Source organism: Trichocoleus sp. FACHB-90, from assembly GCF_014695505.1.
GTDB classification, from domain to species: domain Bacteria; phylum Cyanobacteriota; class Cyanobacteriia; order Cyanobacteriales; family FACHB-T130; genus Funiculus; species Funiculus sociatus.
In genome coordinates, this window is record NZ_JACJOK010000026.1 from 37,682 (window position 1) to 58,209 (window position 20,528).

Sequence of the window (20,528 nt, forward strand, 5' to 3'; positions counted from 1 at the left end):
AAGCCTTATAAATCAAAGGTTGAAACCTAATTTTCGGATATGTTTAATGCCTCAGTTGTCAGAAATTGGGTAGGCTTCTTTTGAGGAACGAAACCGATTACGCTTGTTGGGTTTCTCCCAATTCCCAATTCCCAATCCCCCATCCCCAATTCCCAATTCCCAATGGCAGACTACCGATATTTGCTTTTTTACAAGCCTTATGGTGTCTTGACGCAGTTTACCGACAATAGCGTCGGAGAAGCTAACCGTAGTACGCTAAAGGATTATATCCCGGTGCCGGATGTTTACCCGGTGGGTCGTCTTGACCATGATAGTGAAGGATTGCTGCTGTTGACTAATGATGGACAGTTGCAGCATCGTTTGAGTAATCCTCGATTTGGGCATCCTCGGACGTACTGGGTGCAGGTGGAAAGGATTCCGGATGAAGATGCTCTGGAGCGTTTGCGTCAAGGTGTGGTAATTCAAGATTACCGGACGCGACGGGCAAAGGTGAAATTGTTGCCAGCAGAACCATCGCTACCACCGAGAGAGCCGCCGATTCGATTTCGGAAAAATGTGCCGACAGCTTGGTTAGAGATGACTTTGTTTGAGGGAAAGAATCGCCAAGTGCGGCGGATGACGGCGGCGGTGGGGTTTCCGACGTTGCGACTGGTGAGGGTAGCGATCGCTCATCTGAGTATTGTTAGTCTAGACCCCGGACAGTGGCGGGATTTAAGCTTAGTTGAGCTAGAACTATTAAAGAAGCTATGTCAGACTAATGGTAGTCGCATTAAGTAGTTGTTAGTTGTCAGCGATCGGTGAACAACTGTCAAGCACACCTCTAGGTAGTAGCTAGACTGCAAAGCCGTTGCTAGATTCTATCTAGCGCGATCGCGCAAAAGCAAAACTTATAGTCTAGGCATATCTCATAGGGTGCTATGCTTGCCTATTGCGTCAAAGTCGAATGGCATGCCCTAAAATAAAGGACTCTTCGAGAAGCCACTGGGCATGACAACCCGTTTCAAGGGGTTGAAAGTTTAGCCTACTTTAGCTTTAAGCCGGAAATTTATTTTTTCCTTTCAACCAGCCAATGCCATTCCATCAAAGTCTATTGACGCATACTAGAAACTTCTGCCTAACGAGGTTGGAAGCTTCGAGTGCGACATGGCAAACTAGAAAAACACTTAGTTTGTCTTTATTTCGATTCAGCACACCACAAGGGAATTGAGGAAGTTCCGCCATGCTTGTTTGTCCCCAGTGTCAATTTGAAAACCCCAATACCAACAAGTTTTGTCAAAAATGTGGAACTTCCCTAACCCACAAAGTTTGTCCTCAATGCACTACTCATGTGCCTTTTAATCTAGAAAATTGCCCCAATTGTGGTGAGGAGACGGGAACTGTCAGGTGGGCGATTCTTTCTATCGAGCCACAATTATCAGTTGTCCCACAAGCAACCTCAGAAGCATCCGAGGATTCTGCCGACAAGGTTGTAGAAATTGTTTCTACAACTGAAACAATACAGCCGTCGTCTGATGTCGCAGTCGTCCAGACAATACCAGCAGAAATTATTGTAGAACAGGAAGACATTACTACAGTCCCGCTACTGGATACCCCCAAGGTAGAGGTATCACCTGCATCTGTAGAGGCCGCAGAAGACACCCTCGATTTGACTTCAACTACATCTCCACTGTCACCAGCGGTTTCTGTTTCATCAGCTGATGACCAGACACAACCGTTGGGAGCAAATGAAGCAATTGACCTAAGTCCGGCTGAGGAAAGTTCTGATGATCAACAGAGCGTTGATAGCAGTATTACAGAAGACAAAGAAACAAAGCCACCAGAACAAACATATTTAGACCAGCAAAAGCGTTATCAATTGCTGGATAGTCCGCCTCAAAATTCCGGAGTCACTGAGGTGATGGTGAGAGTTTTGGATACTCAACCGTTTCAACAGTCTTTGCTGGAAGCTGTGGTTGATAGTGCAAAGTCAGAATCAACAACAGCTTCAGAAGACACTCTCTCCGCCAAAAGCATTCCCGGCATAGTTAGAGCATATTTGGATTTACACAATAAGTTTTACCCAACAGTGCCAGCAATTCACGATGCGTGGCAGGAAAATGAAACTTCGGTGGTGCTACTAGAAGACCGCTCCGAATTGCCTCTGCTCATCGAGCTTTGGAAGAATGCCCAAATGCCAATGTTGCAGATTTTGTACTGGCTAGATGAGATGGCAAAATTGTGGGCATCACTGGAACCCTGGCAGATGCGTCGGAGTTTGCTGGAATTGTCGAATCTGCGGGTGGATGAAGACCAAACACTGTGTCTGCAAAGGTTGTATGCAGAATCAGAAGATACGCCAATAACATTACACGATCTGGGGCAAATGTGGCAGGGGTTATTCTACCAGTCCCAGCGAACGCAATTTAATTCTTTGGATCAATTGTTTCGGGATTTGCGCGGGAGTAAGATTTCCACGGCTTCAGAAGTGCGATCGCGTCTAGAAGCGATCGCTAGTGAAATCGAATCCAACCAACAACAAAAAGTAAGTCGTCAGGATTTGCCCACATCAGCAGACAGCAGCGAGGGCGATGATATGCCCACCATCATTCTACCGATGCAGTTGCTCAGTCTCGATGATGCTGGTTACACCGATATTGGGCGACAACGGGAACACAATGAGGACAACTTCGGCATCCAGACACACGTCAAGAAGCAGGAAACTCCATTAGGTCGCACTGTGCAGGCGCGTGGTTTATACATTCTCTGCGATGGCATGGGGGGTCACGCTGGCGGGGAAGTAGCGTCATTGATGGCTGTGGACACGCTGAGGCGATATTTCAAAGCTAATTGGCAAGACCATCTGCCATCGGAAGAAAGTATCCGCGAAGCGATACATTTAGCCAACAAAGCAATTTACGATACTAACCAACAAAACGCCCGCTCTGGCAGCGGCCGCATGGGTACTACTCTGGTGTTGGTGTTGGTGGAGGATACTAAGGTAGCGATCGCTCACGTCGGCGATAGTCGTCTCTATCGCCTCAGTCGCAAACTCGGCTTAGAGCAAGTCACCGTAGATCACGAAGTCGGTCAACGGGAAATCCAGCGAGGAGTAGAACCCACGCTCGCCTACTCTCGCCCCGATGCCTACCAGCTTACTCAAGCCTTGGGGCCGCGAGATGAACAGTTTGTTCGTCCTGATGTCCAGTTTATGGAACTTAATGAAGATACTTTGCTAATTCTATGTTCCGACGGTCTATCAGATAATGACCTGCTTGAAACCCATTGGCAAACTCACCTGTTGCCTCTCCTTAGTTCCAGAGCTAACCTGGATCAGGGGCTGATGCAATTGATTGATCTCGCCAATCAGCACAACGGTCACGATAACATTACAGCAGTGGTAATCCGGGCGAAAGTGCGACCCGACCTGGAGCATCAGCAGCTTTTCTAAAAGTTGGGGGTTTTGGGTTTTGAGTTTTGAATTAAAGACTTAAAGCACAAAACTCAAAACTCCGGAGCAACGGAAATCTACGGCTCCGCAAAACTCAAAATGATTATGGTTACGCTGACCCTTCTAGATTCACAGTCATCCGCCCCCCAAGAGCATTGGGAATTCCAGCACGACACCATTAGGATTGGTCGCGCTCCTGATAATGACGTGGTTCTCAATGATGGCATGGTTTCCCGGCATCACCTGGAACTCCGGAGAATTGGCAATTCTGAAGCAAACAGTGATGGGACTCCTACGTCCGGGCAATGGCTGCTAGTTAATCAGGGTACGAATGGCACCTTTGTTAATGGCATCTTGATGTCCCACGGAATTGTATCTGATGATTGCCTGATCCAGTTGGCGCGAGGGGGGCCAGTGCTGAAATTTCAAATCAGCGCTCAGTCCTATGCGATCGCTCCCAGCTCTCTCCCAGCCCCAGTCCCCCTCATTCCCCCCTACAACCAAGGGGGGGACAAAGGAATTCTGCTAGGTGGCGGGCGTAAGCCCCTCCTATCCCCAATCTTCAACCCTTGCACCCACGAGGGAAATCCACCTGGTAATTTGTTCTGCATTCACTGCGGTCAACCTGTGGTTCAGGTGCAGCGGTTCATTCATCATTACCAAGTTTTGCGGACGCTGGGACAAGGCGGAATGGGAACTACCTATCAAGCTTTGGACTCTCAACGTCCGCGTGGCGCATCTTTAGTGGTGCTAAAGGAAATGAACGCCGACATGGCTCAAAATTCCAAAGCTAAAGAACTCTTTGAACGCGAAGCCCGCACTCTAAAGACCCTGAATCATCCCGGAATTCCTCAGTATTATGACTTCTTTGTAGAAGAAGGCAAGAAATACCTGGCGATGGAACTAATCCAGGGTGAAGATTTAGAAAAGCGCATATATAAAAAAGGGCCAGTCGTACTCAATCAGGCGATTGAGTGGATGATTCAAACCTGCGACATTTTGGGCTATATCCATAGCCAAAGCCCGCCCCTAATCCACCGCGACATTAAACCCGCTAATCTGATGGTGCGGTGGCGCGACAATCAAATAGTCGTCTTAGATTTTGGAGCGGTAAAAGAAATTGGTACGCCACCAGGGACGCGCATTGGTGCGCCAGATTACAGTGCGCCAGAACAAGACCGGGGCCAGCCAGTCACCCAATCAGATTTATATGCCATTGGCCCGACACTGATTTTCCTTTTAAGCGGCGAAAGCCCCCAAAAGTATTATCAACGGCGGGGTATGGGATACCGATTTAATGTAGAAGGGGTGCCGACAATTACACCCCAACTGCGGCAGCTGATTGAAAAGGTGACAGAACCCAGACCAAGCGATCGCTATCAGACAGCAAAAGAATTGTCTGAAGCTTTAACTGCCTGCCTTTAGTCCTCGTCGTCCCAGCCTTCCACCTCTAACAAGGCGCTGACTGGATCTTGCATCGTAAAGTCAAATTCAAGTAGTTCTTTTTTCCAGTGAGGCCACTCATCGCCGTAAAGGAAAGCAATTTTCCAGAGGCTATCAGTAGGCTTGAGGATATTGGATTCTACAAGTGAATGCACCTGACGCTGCATTTTCACCATTGGGTGAATAACTTGCTGTCTCATATAGTAGAAATCAGTTTTGCAAATACTAAAGTGAAAAAGCTTCCCGCTTCTTTTTATTGCGTGGAGTTCGGTGCGCTCGCGGAAGCAATCCTTATCTCTTGTAGCGTAAAATGGTGCATTCTGGCAAGTCTTTTTGGGACTAATGTACGGTAATTACTACCACCCGCCAATCGATTTTGGATTTTGAGTTTTGGATTTTGGATTGTTAAATCTCAATTTTGGATTGGAAAATCCTTGTCCCTAGCCTGTTTGAGAAATTTAACCGGGAAAAATCTAACCTTGCTTGAGCGATTTGCAGCTTCCCCACATAATAAATATTACCTGATGCTGCAACCCTAAGCATATACTTGAGGCTTGGAGGATGGTGGTAATTTCTTTCTCCTACGACTGATTGCCTTAAAAAATGCAGATGAGTCAGCGGGCATTGCTATTAATTAATCCTAAGTCTCGACGCGGTTACAACGCTCGGCAGCAAGCAATGCAACAATTGCAACAGCTGGGTTTTGAACTGGTGGAGCCACACAGTGAAAACCCCAAACAGTATTCAGACTTGATCCGGCAATACCGCCAACAGGTTGATATGGTCATTGTTGGAGGTGGAGATGGCAGTGTCAATGCCTCTGTGGAGGGATTGTTAGATACAGATTTACCTTTAGGAATTCTACCTTTAGGTACAGCCAATAATCTTGCCAGAACCCTCGGCATTCCCCAGTCATTGCCAGAAGCTTGTAAAATTATTGCCAGTGGTCAAGTTCACCAAATTGACTTGGGCTGGGTGAATGGGCAGTATTTTTTTAATATTGCAAGTCTTGGGCTGAGTGCGGAAGTAAATCGCAGAGTTTCCAAAAAATTAAAGCGGCATTGGGGAGTTTTAGCCTATATTGTCACTGCGTTACAGGTAATCTGGACAGTGCGACCGTTTTGGGTAGATGTCCTGTCGGATGGACAATCTATCGAGTTTAAAACCTTGCAGATTACTGTGGCTAATGGTCGGTATTACGGCAGTGGCTTGGTGATTGCCGATGATGCCACCATTGACGACCAAAGGCTGGATCTGCATAGCTTGGAAATTCAGCACTGGTGGGAAATGCTGCCGCTAATACCACTTGCATTATCGGGTAAATCTGTCAAGGGTAAGGGAGTGAGAACTATTAGCGGCAAAGACATTGAGTTACATACTCGCAAGCCTTACCCAATCAACACTGATGGCGAACGCACAACCGAAACGCCAGCACGATTCCGAGTTATCCCGAAAGCATTGTCAGTTATTGTGCCGTCATCTTTCCAGAGATATTAATCTGGATCTAGACCAAGCGATCGCAATCGTTCAGCCAGCAGTTGAGCGCGAAGGCGTTCTTGTTCTAGTTCCGCTTGAGCTTGTTGAGCTTGGGCTTGAGCTTGTTCTAGTTCCGCTTGAGCTTGTTGAGCTTGGGCTTGAGCTTGTTGAGCGTTTTGGATTGCTTGTTGAGCTGCTTCCTCTGGTGTCGGTACGAGATCGCCTTCTGGAGTAAAATAACGTAGCTGCCCCTGTTCCACACCCAGATACAAGCCTAGCTCCTCACTCCAACGCCAGCCCATGTCGTTAAGGGCAATTTCCTGATACCGATTCCCCATCAGCCTCCAGCCCTCAAATTCCAGCGTATCTGGGGAAAACCAAAAGTATTCCGGTGTACGAAAGCGGTCTTGATACAAATCTTTCTTTAAAGTCCGGTCTGTCGTAGCGGTAGAAGTTGATAGCAACTCGATAATCAAATTGGGATACTTGCCATCTTCTTCCCAAACAACCCAAGCATTGCGAGGACGCTTTTGGGTTTGCTTGACTAAGAAAAAGTCCGGGCCACGAAAATCGCGATTTCGCAGTTGTTGGCGACTAAAATATATTGTGAGATTGGCACCGATGAAAAAATCTTCTCTGTCACGGCACAGCCATTCTAGACAGCTGACAAGCAACAGCAGTTGCATATAGTGTAAGGAACTTTCCATTTCTGGCTCATCGCTATACAGCTGGGTAGCATCAGGCATCATCTCTTCTAGTTCCTGGGCAGATAGAACCATTTGCCTATACCTCGCAGTGACTTATGTTTTATTGTCGCTGATTCAATTAATCCGAATCCGCCGCGTCAAGATACTCATCACCTCGCCAGGATTTGAAGCAGGTGACAGGGGACTCCACTCGCTAACCTCAGCAAAACCCAAGCGGTACAGCGTGAGAATCGTACTGGTGACACCTTTTTTAGAACCAATCACCAACACCTTCGCTAGGTGTTTCGCTTGCTTGGGAAAGAAGGAAAAAATGTTAACGAGTAAGTTCACATTTTAATCATACATTACGTGAACAAATAAATCCACATTTACTAGGTCATGCTCCTCTGACACGATTAGAGGCATGGGAAGAGCAGGTCAAGCCCTCAAGCAGGCGTTAGAAACCTACAGTATCAGCCAGAACAAGTTAGCGGTGGCTTTAGGCATCGAGAGAACGATTGTAAATCGTTGGTTTCACGAACGAGCCGATCCCACCGCTGAGACGGTTGCAGATATTGTTAAAGCTTTGAAGGGAATTGAGCCAGCTGCTGCTAAGAAGTTTGTAGAACTGTATCTAGGTGAGCTGGTTGAGGATGAGGATGAGGATGAGTAGCCATCCTGTTCTTTTTAGGACATCGCGCAGGCTAGATGCCTGCGCGACGGGATTGGTCATATCTTTGTAGGCGACGGGTTTCGCCTGTCATTTCGCCTTGCTCCCAACAGCAAACCGTATTCAATCCCTTCGACAACTGCTTGATAAGAAGCTTCCAGAATATTGCTGGAAACGCCTACAGTAGCCCAGCGCTGATGCCCATTACTTGATTCCACCAGCACGCGAGTTTTCGCCGCAGTACCCGCGCCACTGTCTAAGATTCGCACTTTGTAGTCTGTCAAGTAAAAGGCGGCAATTTCTGGGTAGAAGTTCACCAACGCTTTGCGTAATGCTTCATCCAGCGCCGAAACTGGGCCATTTCCTTCCGCAGCTTCTAAAATGTCTTTGCCATTGACGGCGACTTTCACAGTAGCGAGGGCATTGGCATTTTGCACGATATCGCAGTGAACTTGAAAGCCTTTGAGTTCAAACATTTGCTCTCGCTGTCCCAAAGCTTCGCGCATCAGCAAGTCAAAACTCGCCTCAGCTGCCTCAAATTGAAAGCCTTCATTCTCCAGTTCCTTGAGTCGGCGCAGGATGTCGCGACAGGCGGGATCTCCCTTATCTAGGTCTATGCCAAAGCTACGAGCTTTTGCTAAAACATTACTTAATCCGGCTTGGTCGGAAACAACGATTCGGCGGAGGTTGCCTACTTGTTGTGGCTGAATGTGTTCGTAAGTAAAGGGGTTGCGTTCGACGGCGGAAACGTGAATGCCGCCTTTGTGAGCAAAGGCAGAACGTCCGACAAAGGGGGCGTATTCGTCGGGGGCGAGATTGACGATTTCGCTGATCAGGCGAGAAGCTTCTGTAAGTTGAGCTAGTTGTTCGTCTTGGATACAGCTATATTCCAGTTTTAGCTGCAAGTTGGGAATTACTGAGCAAAGGTTAGCGTTGCCGCAGCGTTCGCCGTAGCCGTTGATGGTGCCTTGAACCATTCTGGCTCCTTCCATGACGGCTGCGATCGCATTCGCTACCGCTGCATCAGAATCGTTGTGAGTGTGAATCCCTATCTGGGGAGTTGGGAATTGGGAATTGGGAATTGAAAATTGCGAAATTGCTGTGACGACATTTTTCACAATTTGACTAATTTCGTGGGGAAGGGTGCCGCCGTTGGTGTCGCACAGTATCACCCATTCTGCACCAGCAGCGATCGCACTCTCTAACGTCTGCATCGCATAATCTGGATTCTGCTTGTAACCATCAAACCAGTGTTCCGCGTCGTAAAACACTCGCCGTCCCTGACTTCGCAGATACTCAATCGTATCTCGGATCATTTCTATATTTTCTTCTAGGCTGGTCTTCAGCCCCTCTGTAACGTGCAAATCCCAGGATTTGCCGAAAATTGTCACCGAACGAGTACCAGCCGCCAGAATCGCTTGCAACATCGGATCTTCAGCCGCACTTATGTTGGGGCGGCGAGTCGAACAAAACGCCACTACTTCCGCTTGGGTGAGTGGTTCTTCTTTCAGTTGCCAGAAAAATTGCACATCCTTGGGATTCGCCCCAGGCCAACCGCCCTCAATGAAGGGAATGCCCATTTTGTCTAACTTTCGGGCAATCCGCAATTTATCTTCCAGCGACAGCGATAGTCCTTCGCGTTGTGCGCCGTCCCGCAGTGTCGTGTCGTATATCCAAATCTGGTTTGTTTTATCTGAGTTCATGGACAAGTTAGATGGGGAGATAATTTAGAAACTTTTTGTAAATAAATGTAAAAATATACTTAACAAAAGTAACCAGTTAGCAGAGCCATTGAATTAATCATTATGCCAAAGGTGACAGCTCAAGGGAAAACATTTGAGTGCGATAAGGGTGCGAATCTTCGCCAAGTTTTACTCTTAAATGACATCGACCTGTACAACGGCAACGCGAAAATTATAAATTGTATGGGAATTGGCACCTGCGGCACTTGTGCAGTCGAGGTAGAAGGGGAAGTTTCCCAACCGAACTGGAAGGATAAAACCAGGCGATCGCTTCCTCCTCATTCTCCCACTTCAAATCTCCGATTAGCCTGCCAAACTCAGGTTTTAGGCGATATCAAAGTCTCTAAATATGACGGCTTCTGGGGACAAGGTTCGTCTCTCGTGTGGAGTTAATTTCTCGTTCCCAGGCGTAATCCCGCAGAATGTCAGTAGCAAGGCAAAAGCGTCGTTTGAGGAGCTTGCTTCATCTATATCAGTTTAAAGCCGTGTCAACAAACCTTGAATTAGAATCACAATCTATTTTCCGCATTTCACCCCTGATTCGGATCACGCTAATGGCGCTATACTTGGCGCTAACGATTCCCTTACCGTTTTTGGCGCAAGTGTCAGATACTCCCATCTCGCCTAAGTTACTTTGGGTGGGAATTGGCTTAGGGTTTATGGCGCTTTATGCTGCGTTAAGCGAACGGGTAATTCTGGATGAGGAAAAAATCCAGGTGACTTATCCTAAATGGGTTCCCCGTTTTTTCCGCAAGGGTTGGTCGTTACCTTGGGCAGATGTAAAGGAATTAAAACTTCGTACTACTGGGCAAGGTGGAATAGTTTACTATTTTGTCAGCAAGTCGGAACAAAAAGCTTATTTGCTGCCGATGCGGGTAGTTGGTTTTGCGCGGTTGGTTAAGTTGGTGGAAGCGAAGACGGGAATTGATACAACCGATGTGCGTCCTTTGGCGCAACCCTGGATGTATCTAATTTTGTTGGGGTTTACGCTGTTGCTGTTATTGATAGACAGTTGGACAGTGTGGACAGCGACGACTCAAGGAATCTTAGGAGGTGCCTAAGCACCACCTCACCCCCTAACCCCCTCTCCGCTGCCTAGAGGAGAAGAAGAAAAATAATCTCAAGTTGTTTTATACGCCTTTTTAAGCTAATTTTTTGAACTACGAAGACACTAAGACAAAAAGAGAAGTGTTGCGGCTAGAACAGGTGAGTTTAGCGGCTTCGGTGGGTTCGCAGTATTTGCTTAAGGATATTTCTTTTGAGGTATTCTCAGGCGATCGCATTACTATCATCGGCCCTTCTGGTGCCGGGAAAACTTCGCTGTTGCGCCTATTAAATCGCCTGAATGAACCAACATCTGGCAAGATTTATCTGGAAAATCAAGAATACGGTCAAATTCCCGTTATTCAGTTGCGACGGCAAGTGATGCTGGTTCCTCAAGAACCAAAACTCTTGGGCATGACTGTCAGAGATGCTTTAGCTTACCCTTTGGTTTTGAAAGGCAGCACAAAGCAGGAAATTAGTCAACAATTGCTACAGGTAAGCGAACAACTGCACATCCCCGAAGATTGGTTAGGCCGCACGGAGGTGCAATTATCGGTAGGACAACGGCAACTGGTAGCGATCGCGCGTGCGTTAGTCATCCAACCGAAAATATTATTACTCGATGAGCCGACATCTGCTCTAGATGCTGGTCGTAGCGATCGCGTTCTGCAAGTTTTGACCCAGTGCCTAGAGGGATGTGCGGTGGTGATGGTCAATCACCAGTTAGATTTAGCCCAGATGTTTTGCGATCGCGTTTTATATTTGCAGGATGGTCGTCTGCTTACCGATAAAACAGCACATCAGGTAAACTGGGCTAATCTACGCGAAACCCTGATTCAGGCAGAAGCTCAGGCAGCTGAAGAATGGAGTTAATAACTGGTAAGCGCCGAACGCTGACCGTTTCCATTTCTGGTGCGAGTCTCTCTACCATTTGTCTTGGGTTCCAGCGCATTGAGAATCTCCGGATTGAACCGATAGCCAACGTTGCGGACAGTTTGGATTAAACTGGGTTGTCGCGGCACATTCTCAATTTTCTTCCGTAGGGACAAAACGTGAGTGTCAATAGTGCGCGGGTTATCAATGGCATCAGGCCAAGCACGGCGCAGCAGTTCCGAACGGCTTAAGGGCAATCCCCCAGCCTGAGCCAGTACATAAAGTAAACTGAACTCCTGGGGCGTTAAGTCAATAAACTCCTCTTTGAAACGGACTCGACGCTGTACTAAGTCTATTTTCAGGTCGCCATAATCTAAATACATGGGCGCTGCTGTGACTCGCACGCGGCGAACCAAAGCCTCAACCCGTGCCATAAATTCTTGCATCCCAAATGGCTTAGTTAGATAGTCGTCGGCTCCCGCTTTTAAACCATTAACGATATCTGCTTCTGTGTTGCGGGCAGACAGCATCAAGATGAGTGATTGTCCCTGTTCCTGGAGCCATCGGCAAAACTCGATACCATCACCATCCGGTAAGTCGGAATCAAGGATAACGACTGTAGGTTGGCGAGTGAGATATATCTCTCTAGCGTGATGAATTCCAGCGGATTGACACACCCAGTAGCTTGCTTGCTGTAAATGCCAGCCCAGTAGCGATCGCAGGTGCGGGTTTCCCTCGATGATCTGAATACAAATCGATCCCACGGCAGCAGGCTTCCTTCAAGCTGGTGTGTTTCACATTAACAAAGCTAATGTCATGATTCTGTAACTACTGCTACGGAGGCGCGTTATGCCAGCCCATTTTTGATTTTGGCCCTTCGATCGAAACTCAAAAGTGGGATCGCCGCCCGCATCTAGTTACAATAAAGTTAACGAAGCTTAACGTTTAGTAATCATCCCCTGAACGATGCTATGCCCGAACCCTAGAGTTAGTAAAAAATTTTCCCAGCTTACCTAAAGAGTGTCTCCCACTCTGGAAAATAGCTTAAAAAATCCACGAGCAGATAGTAGAGAAGCGATCGCTCTCTAAAGCAGGTTGTAGCAGATGAATCCAAAATGGGTAGGTTGGTGTAAACAGAACATTGTAGAAATCGCCCAAGGGATGTATGCCGCTGATGCTCTAGTTTTCTACGATAGAAGTAATCAAGGAAGCGATCGCTTTTGGTGTAAGCGCCCTAAAAAGCACCTCGCCTCTATCGTTCGCCCCAGAGATATGAGTTTTGATGTTTCTCTGAGGTACAAAATCAAGGAAGTCCCGCAGCGGCAATGCTGGATGTCTCCCGACGCTTGCCACAAAAGCACTGACACCTTTTTAAAGGCAATTACTCAAGGAACACAATCGAGATTTCCATCATCACAAAATTTGTATATAACAGAAGAGTGTTTTGGGCTATTCGGCTGAAAAAAGACCTGTAGTTCTGGCTATGGAATTTTCAGATAAAGTACGCGATCGCTATAGCCCACGGCCCAAACTGGCACACAACCCGCAGAACCAAACTTTCCTTGTTCCTGCTTCACCCTTTATACTTCATAATTCACACTTCTTACTTCCGACCATGCTACAGGATACACAAACCATCCGCTACTACCAAAAACTCACCGACGCCCTCGTCGAAATGTGGAACCGGGGTTATCGCTTCGATGATTTGCGGCTGTATTTAGATGGCTATCTCGCCGCCCTGCGTCAAACTAGCGCCCTCGAACCGTTTCATATACACCGCTTAGAAGAAGAAGTCAGCAGATACATTTACGATCCGTCCAACTTTGAAATGACACAGACACAGACACAACCAAAATCGGACTACTATTAGCTATTTTGGATTGCGTTGGTCAAAAGAAACATCTTTCAAATCGTTGCCTGTGGATAATTAATAATTTTGTTACCGATTTGTCCACAGGTAGCCGATTTTGGGTTAATAGAATCCATTTTTTCAAGCATCAGAAATATCCTACTTTGAGTACGATTGCCCTCCTATCAAATTGAATTAATAAAAAATACCCTCAGATAAATCTTTATTTTAAAGAACTTTCTGAGGGTATTTTTTTGTTAGTTACATACAGTTCACTTAAGAATAATCGTAGAACGAAACCTAACGAATGCTGATTCGCGTTGGCTTTCATTCCTCAACCCAACCTAAGTAGGTTTTGGATTTTGAGCTTCTAAGTGAACCGTATTGAGGTTCGATGGAGTGGTAAAGAAACCCAATGAGCATACTGGGTTTCCTTCCAAGGGTTCAGCCTACAAAATTTTTCAAAACTGATGAACAGCGATGCAAAATATGAGTTTAAGAAGCCAGAGCAACTTCAACCATTTCCTGCAATTCACCCTTCTGGTACAGCTCAATCAAAATATCCGAGCCGCCAACAAACTCGCCATTAATGTAAACTTGGGGAATTGTAGGCCAGCTGGAATACTCCTTAATTCCCTGCCGAATTTCCCAATCATCCAGAATGTCAACCGTCTGGTAGGGAACACCCAAAGTATTTAAAATCTGCACCACATTGTTAGAAAAACCACATTGGGGCATCAGCTTGTTGCCCTTCATAAAGACCACAATTTTGTTTTCTTTGAGCAAGCTATCAATCCGCTCTTTTAGTTCTGGGGTCATAATTTTGCTTGAAATGCCTCTATTGTCTAGTTTACTTCTAGTGCGCTTGCATAGCACCGTCCTCAGGTAGGCTTAAACAACCCTAACTGCCTCCCAATCCTGGGGAGTATAAGTTTTCAAGGCTAGAGCGTGAATAGCTTCAGTTGCCATAGCTTGCTGCACAGCACCATAAACAATCTGGTGCTGTTGCACGAGCCGTTTACCTTCAAACTGAGACGAAACCACAGTCACCTGATAATGGTCGCCACCGCCAGTCAAATCTTGAACCTGTACCTGAGCATCCGGCAACTTTGCCTTAATCATTTCCTCTACTTGAGCTGGGCTAACCATTTCTACTCCCGTTTACACTTCACAATTCAATCTTTAACTCTAATTTAGCGTTGGGGGGCAGAAGAAGATGAGGCGGGGGGATTATTGCTGGCGGGAGTGGTGCTGGGTGTATCGATAAAGCCTAGTTCCACTAGCTGCTGATAAGCCTTCTTCCCTAAGTCACGAGTTGGCTGCTGAGAGCGCACAATCTGAATCAACAAAGGTACTGCCAAATCTGGCTGATTTTGCGCTCGATGTACAAGTGCCAACTGATAAGTCGCCTCATCCCGAAGTTGGGCGGCTTGTACTGCCTTTTGACGCTGACTTTCGTAAACTCGGTTATCAATTCCCGAAAAACTAGAACCTAGTTGTTGATAAAAATTAGATAGCTGATTGAAAACTTGACGAGCGTCTTGGAGTTTCTTGGCAGCGATCGCGTAGTTTTGTGACGAAATCGCACTATTGGCTTCCGATAGCAAACGCTGCCCTCCCGGCATACTCAGGAGGCTACTATCTTGACTCAAGGGACGGATATTGTTCGGATCGGTAAAATCCGGCTGTGACTGACTGGCGTCTTCTGGTAGAGCAGGAACCTGGGTCTGAGCCTGCACGGGTTGTAGCAGGGTCAAAGTCACACTCAAGGGTAAAAAAGCAAGGCAGGTAAAGCCGAGGCGGCAAGCAGTTCCAGAAGATACCATAAAGTAACTTAAGAGTGAGAGGGATGAAAACACGACGATGATAAACTTTGGGTATATTAACATTGCCTGGTTCTACTGCGAAAAGGAACAGCAGCAGTAAAAGCCCCAAAGCCTTGCATGGTCGGACTCACAGAACGCTCAAAAAGTTCCTGAATTTCTAAGGACGCAAGCCGGACATATCCATCCCCCTTGCACCTCTAATCGCTAAATTTTTTTTTTAAAATCGGCGGAACTGACCCAACACCAGCAAACACGCTACCAGCGTGTTTGTGAAAGTCTCAGTTTTATTTTAACTACAGAAAATAAAGGGAAATTAATTTACCCCTCTAGCCTTGATGAACCTTGTACCCTTAATATTGGTAATATATAATATAAGATTTTAATTAGTGGCACTTCCGAAATATTTTTGATTATTTAATCTTAGTTTTAGCTACCCTATTTTAGCTACCCTATTAATTAAACCTTAGATAAAAATCCTTTGATGATTCCTACTAATGAACCAGAGCGACTAGCAGCCGTTCGTCGATACAATATCCTTGACACTCCCCCCGATGGAGCCTTTGACCGCATTACAGCCTTAGCTGCCCGTTCCTTCAACGTCCCCATCTCAATTGTCACCATCGTTGATCATGACCGGATTTGGTTTAAATCCCATCACGGATTAGAAGTACAGCAGATTGGGCGGGAACCTGGACTTTGTGCTAGTGCGATTTTGCAAGACGAAGTTTACACCGTCTTAGATGCCAAAGTAGACCCGCGCACCTTAGCTAATCCATTGGTAGCTGGAGAGTTTGGACTGCAATTTTATGCAGCAGCTCCCTTGCTGACCCGCGATGGTTTTAGGTTGGGAACGTTATGCGTCATCGACTACGAACCTCGTGAGGTGACAGAAGCAGAAATGCAAACTCTCAGGGAACTAGCGGCGATTGTTATTGATGAACTAGATTTGCGACTTGCTGCTCAAAGAACTGTGCAGGCTGAAGTTGCCTTACGAATGGCAGCAATGCAAGCTAGCCGTGCCAAAAGTGAGTTTTTGGCAATGATGAGCCATGAAATCCGCACTCCCATGAATGGCGTAATTGGCATGGCAGAGTTGTTATTGCTGACCGACTTAACGCCTCAACAAAAAAACTTTGCCGAAACAATTCGTACCAGTGGCGATGTATTGCTGACAATAATTAACGATATACTTGATTTCTCAAAAATAGAATCAAAAAAGCTGGAATTAGAAGAACAACCCTTTAGCTTAATAAGTTGCCTTGAGGGAGTATTAGATTTATTAGCGCCTAAAGCAGCTGAAAAAGGTTTAGAGTTAGCATATTTGATCGAACCAGGAACGCCTAACACAATTGTGGGCGATGTTACCAGAGTGCGGCAAATTTTGCTGAACTTAGTAAGTAATGCTGTTAAATTTACCGCCCAAGGAGAAGTGACGGTATTAGTATCAGCAAAAAAACTCATTGATAATCGAGAATCGGTAATAGGCAACGACGGTAAACCCCAATTATCAATTACCGATGGTACGGAAGTCAGTCATTATGAAATTCAATTTATTGTTAAAGATACAGGCGTTGGCATTCCTTTAGACCGCAAAAATCGCCTGTTTCAACCATTTAGTCAGGTTGATTCTTCCACTACTCGTCAATATGGTGGTACCGGGTTGGGATTGGCGATTAGCAAGCAGTTGAGCGAAATGATGAGCGGGCGAATGTGGTTTGAAAGTGAATTAGGACACGGTTCTAGCTTCTATTTCACGATGCTTACCCAGGGTTCTGCTGACAGCCTGGAAGATGATGATTTTAAGTCGCAATTAATTGGAAAGCGACTGCTAATTGTCAATAACAATGCCACTAATCGTCAAAGTTTAATTTTAAAAGCCCAATCCTGGGGAATGGCTAGCCAAACAGTTGTATCGGGAGGTGAAGCTTTAAGCTATTTGCGTTCAGGAAGCGGCATTGATGTTGCAATTCTAGATATGCAAATGCCAGAAATGGAGCATTTGAGGTTAGCGAGAGAGATTCGCTCATTACCGGGTGGTAAGACACTACCTTTAGTAATATTGACCCCGTTGGGTAGGCAAGAAAAAGAGAAACAGGTAGAAGAACTAAATGCTACTTTGTTATACAAGCCGATTAAACAAACCCAACTTTACGATGTTTTAGTAGGGATTTTAGCACCAGAACAATTGAAACTAAGGGAACGTGATAAAACTCCCCAGCGATCGCTTTCTACTTCTACTTTATCTCAAGCTGACTTTTTAGTAGAGCAAAAGCTACCTTTGCGGATTCTCTTAGCTGAAGACAATCAGATAAATCAGCAAGTGGCGTTACATCTACTAAAAAAAGTGGGGTATGAAGCTGATGTAGCTAATAACGGGTTAAAAGTGTTAGAAGCTTTGCGCCGCAAATCTTATGATGTGGTGCTGATGGACGTGCAGATGCCAGAAATGGATGGATTTGAAACAACCAGGCACATTTGTCAAGACTGGCAGTTATTTGGAAGTCAGCAGAATGCGCGGTTACAAAGACCTCGAATTATTGCCATGACAGCTAATGCTATGGAAGGCGATCGCTTAGCTTGTCTTGAAGCTGGTATGGACGATTATATCAGTAAGCCGATTCGATTTGAAGAGTTGATTTCCACTTTGAGTAAGTGTCAACCTTTAAACAGGAGTGAGGCTAAAAAGCTGATGGCTGAGCAAGAAGAACCGCTAAAAATGTCAATAAAAGAATCGTCATCCTCTTCTATACCCTTAGACTTCAGGGATGCCATTAATACCCAAGTGCTGCAATCATTTTTGGAACAAATGGGTGGAATCAACTCGGATTTAGTAGAAGACTTGGTTGAGTGCTACCTAGAAGATTCCCCCAAATTACTGCAAAAAATGAAAAAAGCTATTAGCAATGGAGATGCGATCGCTCTTGAGGGAGCAGCCCACACTTGGAAGGCAAACAGCGCTACTTTTGGGGCTATACAACTAGCCGAACTTTGTAGACAGATGGAACTCATGAGTCATGAGAAAAAATTTTCCGCTGCATCCGCTTTAATTTCTGCTATGGAATTAGAGTATGGCAAAGTTAAAGCTGCTTTACAGGTGGAATGTCAGCCCAGTCAGGTATGAATATAAATTCCTCGTCAACGCTGAATACCGCCGCAACTGGAAAACAACCTTACCTAGTCTTGATTGTCGAAGACGACAGGTTAACCCGGCTTCAGCTGCGCGCCATGATGGAAAAAGAGGGATATCGGGTAGCAGAGGCGAATGATGGTGACAAAGGTATAGCTGAGTATATTCGACTGCGCCCAGATATTGTCTTACTAGATGCCTTGATGCCGACAATCGATGGCTTCAATTGTTGTACCCTGCTGCGAAAACTTCCTCAAGGCGATCGCATTCCTGTTTTAATTATCACTGCTCTTGAAGATTCTCATTCAGTGGATCGGGCGTTTGCTTCCGGTGCTACCGATTACATTACCAAGCCTATCCATTGGGCAGTCTTGCGTCAAAGGGTGCGCCGCCTTCTTGATGCTAGTCGAGCTACAGCAGAATTGCAACAGCAAAACGATCGGTTGCGGTTGATGGGAAATATTACCCAGCAAATCCGTCAGTCTTTAGATTTAAGAGAAATTCTTCAGACTACAGTAGCTCAAGTAAGAGAATTTTTGCAAACGGATCGCGTCGTTATTTATCGTTTCCTATCCAACTGGAATGGATTTATAGAAGTGGAATCTGTAGATGAACGCTACAGAGCTATTTTAGGCGCAAAAATTACAGACCCCTGTTTTAATGGAAAATATATTAACCTCTACAAACAAGGTCGGATCAAAGCAACAACGGATGTTAACAATGGTGGATTAAGCCAGTGTCACCTTGATTTACTAACCAGTTTTCAAGTTAGAGCTAATTTGGTAGTACCAATTCTGCAATCAGAAGCAATCGAAGATGAGCTAAATGATGCAGCCAATGATGAAGGAAAAATAATAAACTATGAACAAGTTTCAGAGCTTCATTCCTCATCCCCAAAGCCTAATCTCACCAAGTTATGGGGATTGCTAGTTGCTCATCATTGTTCCTCAACAAGACTATGGAATCAGTTAGAGATTGATTGTCTTTCTTCATTGGCAAACCAAGCAGCGATCGCTATTCAACAATCTGAACTTTACCAACAAGTGCAGCAGCTTAACAGCAACCTCGAACGTCAGGTACAGGAACGTACAGCTCAGTTGCAGCAATCTCTCAAATTTGAAGGGATGCTAAAACGGATTACTGACAAAGTGCGTGACAGCCTCGACGAAAGCCAGATTTTACAAACAGCCGTACAAGAATTAGCCATTGGACTTGGAATAGGTTACTGCGGTACAGCTTTGTACAACCTTGAAGAAGGAACTTCCACTATTTGCCAAGAATATACAACTTCTCTGCCTTCATATCAGAATTCTGTGGTGCAAATGGCTGCTTTTACTGAGATTTATTCTAACCTTTTGCAAGGTCAGTATCTGCAATTTTGCCAATTAGATTCTAAACTTACAGATCCTATCCCTAGTCATTTTACAGCACTCGCTTGTCCTATTTTTGATAACCAAGGAGTTTTAGGGAACTTGTGGTTACTTCATCACCAAGAATATCTGTTTAATGAATTAGAAATTCGATTGGTGCAGCAAGTGGCGAATCAATGCGCGATCGCAATTCGACAAGCCCGCCTTTACCAAGCGACTCGTGTTCAAGTCAAGGAACTAGAGAAAGTTAACCAGCTAAAGGATGACTTTCTCAGTACAGTTTCTCACGAATTACGCACGCCTATATCCAACATGAAGATGGCGGTTGAAATGTTGGAAGATATAATACTTCAACCAAATAATTCCTTCGGTAACGCAACACAAGAAAATCCAGATAATAGCCAATCTCTTATCTACTTCGAGATGTTGAATGAGGAATGCGAACGAGAAATAAATTTGATAAACGATTTACTTCAATTGCAGCAAGTAAATGCAGGTTTGTACCCTTTAGAAAGAATAGATATTGAACTCCAACACTGGATTCCTTATGTAATTGAGCCTTTTGAACAGCGAACCAAAAACCAACAGCAAATTTTACAAGTAGAAATACCAGAAGAATTGCCTATTTTATATTCCGACTCATTCAGTTTGGAGCGGATAATTACAGAGTTAGTAAATAATGCTTGTAAGTACACTCCGCCAGGCGAAAAAATAACGGTGGCTGTCCGTGAAGTGGCAGGAATGATTCAGATAAGCGTGAGCAATTCTGGTATTGAGATTCCAGAAAGCGAATTACCCCGCGTTTTTGACCAATTTTACCGCATTCCCAGTAACGATCGGTGGAAACATGGTGGAACTGGTCTAGGACTGGCGCTAGTGCAGAAATTGATAACCTATTTAGGAGGTTCAGTTCAGGTAGAAAGTAAATCGGGGAATACCTGCTTTTTGGTTGAGTTACCGATTAGATAAATGACGGCTGGGGACTGGGGACTGGG

The 20,528-nt window shown here is 45.5% G+C and carries 20 protein-coding genes; 12 read left to right on the forward strand and 8 right to left on the reverse strand.

Features of this window, described 5'->3' with window-relative positions:
• Window positions 1–162: 162 nt before the first annotated feature.
• The 3 genes from H6F74_RS07705 (at window position 163) to H6F74_RS07715 (ending at window position 4,852) form a co-directional block, all read left to right on the forward strand.
• Window positions 163–777, forward strand: a complete 615-nt coding sequence (locus H6F74_RS07705) for an rRNA large subunit pseudouridine synthase E (RefSeq protein WP_190438628.1) — start codon at window positions 163–165, stop codon at window positions 775–777.
• Window positions 778–1,219: 442 nt separating this feature from the next.
• Entirely contained in the window at window positions 1,220–3,427 is a 2,208-nt protein-coding gene (locus H6F74_RS07710; RefSeq protein WP_190438631.1) for a serine/threonine phosphatase, read from the forward strand.
• 105 nt (window positions 3,428–3,532) lie between these two features.
• Window positions 3,533–4,852, forward strand: a complete 1,320-nt coding sequence (locus tag H6F74_RS07715) for an FHA domain-containing serine/threonine-protein kinase (protein ID WP_190438910.1) — start codon at window positions 3,533–3,535, stop codon at window positions 4,850–4,852.
• Here H6F74_RS07715 and H6F74_RS07720 read toward each other — a convergent pair.
• The gene (locus H6F74_RS07720; protein ID WP_190438633.1) at window positions 4,849–5,070 is read right to left on the reverse strand and encodes a DUF4327 family protein; all 222 of its coding nucleotides are present in this window, start codon (window positions 5,068–5,070) and stop codon (window positions 4,849–4,851) included. The two genes, H6F74_RS07715 and H6F74_RS07720, sit on opposite strands and share 4 nt — an antisense overlap.
• A gap of 409 nt (window positions 5,071–5,479) precedes the next feature.
• Between H6F74_RS07720 and H6F74_RS07725 the strand changes: the two genes are divergently transcribed.
• Window positions 5,480–6,367 (forward strand): lipid kinase, encoded by an 888-nt coding sequence (locus H6F74_RS07725; RefSeq protein WP_190438636.1) that lies wholly within the window; start codon window positions 5,480–5,482, stop codon window positions 6,365–6,367.
• Here H6F74_RS07725 and H6F74_RS07730 read toward each other — a convergent pair.
• Both H6F74_RS07730 and H6F74_RS07735 read right to left on the reverse strand, forming a co-directional pair.
• The gene (locus H6F74_RS07730) at window positions 6,364–7,125 is read right to left on the reverse strand and encodes a Uma2 family endonuclease (RefSeq protein ID WP_190438639.1); all 762 of its coding nucleotides are present in this window, start codon (window positions 7,123–7,125) and stop codon (window positions 6,364–6,366) included. The two genes, H6F74_RS07725 and H6F74_RS07730, sit on opposite strands and share 4 nt — an antisense overlap.
• A 42-nt stretch (window positions 7,126–7,167) precedes the next feature.
• On the reverse strand, window positions 7,168–7,383 hold the full coding sequence (locus H6F74_RS07735; protein ID WP_190438951.1) for a hypothetical protein: 216 nt from the start codon (window positions 7,381–7,383) through the stop codon (window positions 7,168–7,170).
• 73 nt (window positions 7,384–7,456) lie between these two features.
• Here H6F74_RS07735 and H6F74_RS07740 point away from each other — a divergent pair, with 73 nt between their 5' ends.
• Complete coding sequence (locus H6F74_RS07740) at window positions 7,457–7,705, forward strand: helix-turn-helix transcriptional regulator (RefSeq protein WP_190438642.1); 249 nt, start codon at window positions 7,457–7,459, stop codon at window positions 7,703–7,705.
• A gap of 56 nt (window positions 7,706–7,761) precedes the next feature.
• Here the strand turns inward: H6F74_RS07740 and cimA are convergent, their stop codons facing one another.
• A complete protein-coding gene (gene cimA, locus H6F74_RS07745; RefSeq protein WP_190438646.1) occupies window positions 7,762–9,405 on the reverse strand; it encodes a citramalate synthase in 1,644 nt (547 codons plus the stop codon).
• Window positions 9,406–9,507: 102 nt separating this feature from the next.
• Here cimA and H6F74_RS07750 point away from each other — a divergent pair, with 102 nt between their 5' ends.
• The 3 genes from H6F74_RS07750 (at window position 9,508) to H6F74_RS07760 (ending at window position 11,361) form a co-directional block, all read left to right on the forward strand.
• The gene (locus tag H6F74_RS07750) at window positions 9,508–9,837 is read left to right on the forward strand and encodes a 2Fe-2S iron-sulfur cluster-binding protein (RefSeq protein ID WP_190438649.1); all 330 of its coding nucleotides are present in this window, start codon (window positions 9,508–9,510) and stop codon (window positions 9,835–9,837) included.
• Window positions 9,838–9,998: 161 nt separating this feature from the next.
• Complete coding sequence (locus H6F74_RS07755) at window positions 9,999–10,505, forward strand: hypothetical protein (protein ID WP_199300981.1); 507 nt, start codon at window positions 9,999–10,001, stop codon at window positions 10,503–10,505.
• Between the two features lie 94 nt (window positions 10,506–10,599).
• Window positions 10,600–11,361 (forward strand): ATP-binding cassette domain-containing protein, encoded by a 762-nt coding sequence (locus H6F74_RS07760; RefSeq protein ID WP_190438668.1) that lies wholly within the window; start codon window positions 10,600–10,602, stop codon window positions 11,359–11,361.
• Here the strand turns inward: H6F74_RS07760 and H6F74_RS07765 are convergent.
• Window positions 11,358–12,125, reverse strand: a complete 768-nt coding sequence (locus H6F74_RS07765) for a winged helix-turn-helix domain-containing protein (protein ID WP_190438670.1) — start codon at window positions 12,123–12,125, stop codon at window positions 11,358–11,360. The genes H6F74_RS07760 and H6F74_RS07765 overlap by 4 nt on opposite strands.
• A 340-nt stretch (window positions 12,126–12,465) precedes the next feature.
• Between H6F74_RS07765 and H6F74_RS07770 the strand changes: the two genes are divergently transcribed.
• Window positions 12,466–12,822, forward strand: a complete 357-nt coding sequence (locus tag H6F74_RS07770) for a hypothetical protein (protein ID WP_190438673.1) — start codon at window positions 12,466–12,468, stop codon at window positions 12,820–12,822.
• Between the two features lie 154 nt (window positions 12,823–12,976).
• A complete protein-coding gene (locus H6F74_RS07775) occupies window positions 12,977–13,231 on the forward strand; it encodes a DUF6761 family protein (RefSeq protein WP_190422140.1) in 255 nt (84 codons plus the stop codon).
• Between the two features lie 474 nt (window positions 13,232–13,705).
• Here H6F74_RS07775 and grxD read toward each other — a convergent pair whose 3' ends face one another.
• The 3 genes from grxD to H6F74_RS07790 all read right to left on the reverse strand — a co-directional run bounded on the left by grxD (window position 13,706) and on the right by H6F74_RS07790 (window position 15,036).
• Window positions 13,706–14,029 (reverse strand): Grx4 family monothiol glutaredoxin, encoded by a 324-nt coding sequence (grxD, locus tag H6F74_RS07780; protein ID WP_190421978.1) that lies wholly within the window; start codon window positions 14,027–14,029, stop codon window positions 13,706–13,708.
• A gap of 72 nt (window positions 14,030–14,101) precedes the next feature.
• Window positions 14,102–14,359: a BolA family transcriptional regulator gene (locus H6F74_RS07785; protein ID WP_190421980.1), complete on the reverse strand. Its 258-nt coding sequence runs from the start codon at window positions 14,357–14,359 to the stop codon at window positions 14,102–14,104.
• Window positions 14,360–14,403: 44 nt separating this feature from the next.
• On the reverse strand, window positions 14,404–15,036 hold the full coding sequence (locus H6F74_RS07790) for a hypothetical protein (RefSeq protein WP_190438914.1): 633 nt from the start codon (window positions 15,034–15,036) through the stop codon (window positions 14,404–14,406).
• 481 nt (window positions 15,037–15,517) lie between these two features.
• Between H6F74_RS07790 and H6F74_RS07795 the strand changes: the two genes are divergently transcribed.
• A complete protein-coding gene (locus H6F74_RS07795) occupies window positions 15,518–18,157 on the forward strand; it encodes a response regulator (protein ID WP_190438675.1) in 2,640 nt (879 codons plus the stop codon).
• Window positions 18,136–20,502: a GAF domain-containing protein gene (locus H6F74_RS07800; RefSeq protein WP_190438693.1), complete on the forward strand. Its 2,367-nt coding sequence runs from the start codon at window positions 18,136–18,138 to the stop codon at window positions 20,500–20,502. Before H6F74_RS07795 ends, H6F74_RS07800 begins: the two co-directional genes overlap by 22 nt.
• Window positions 20,503–20,528: the final 26 nt, after the last annotated feature.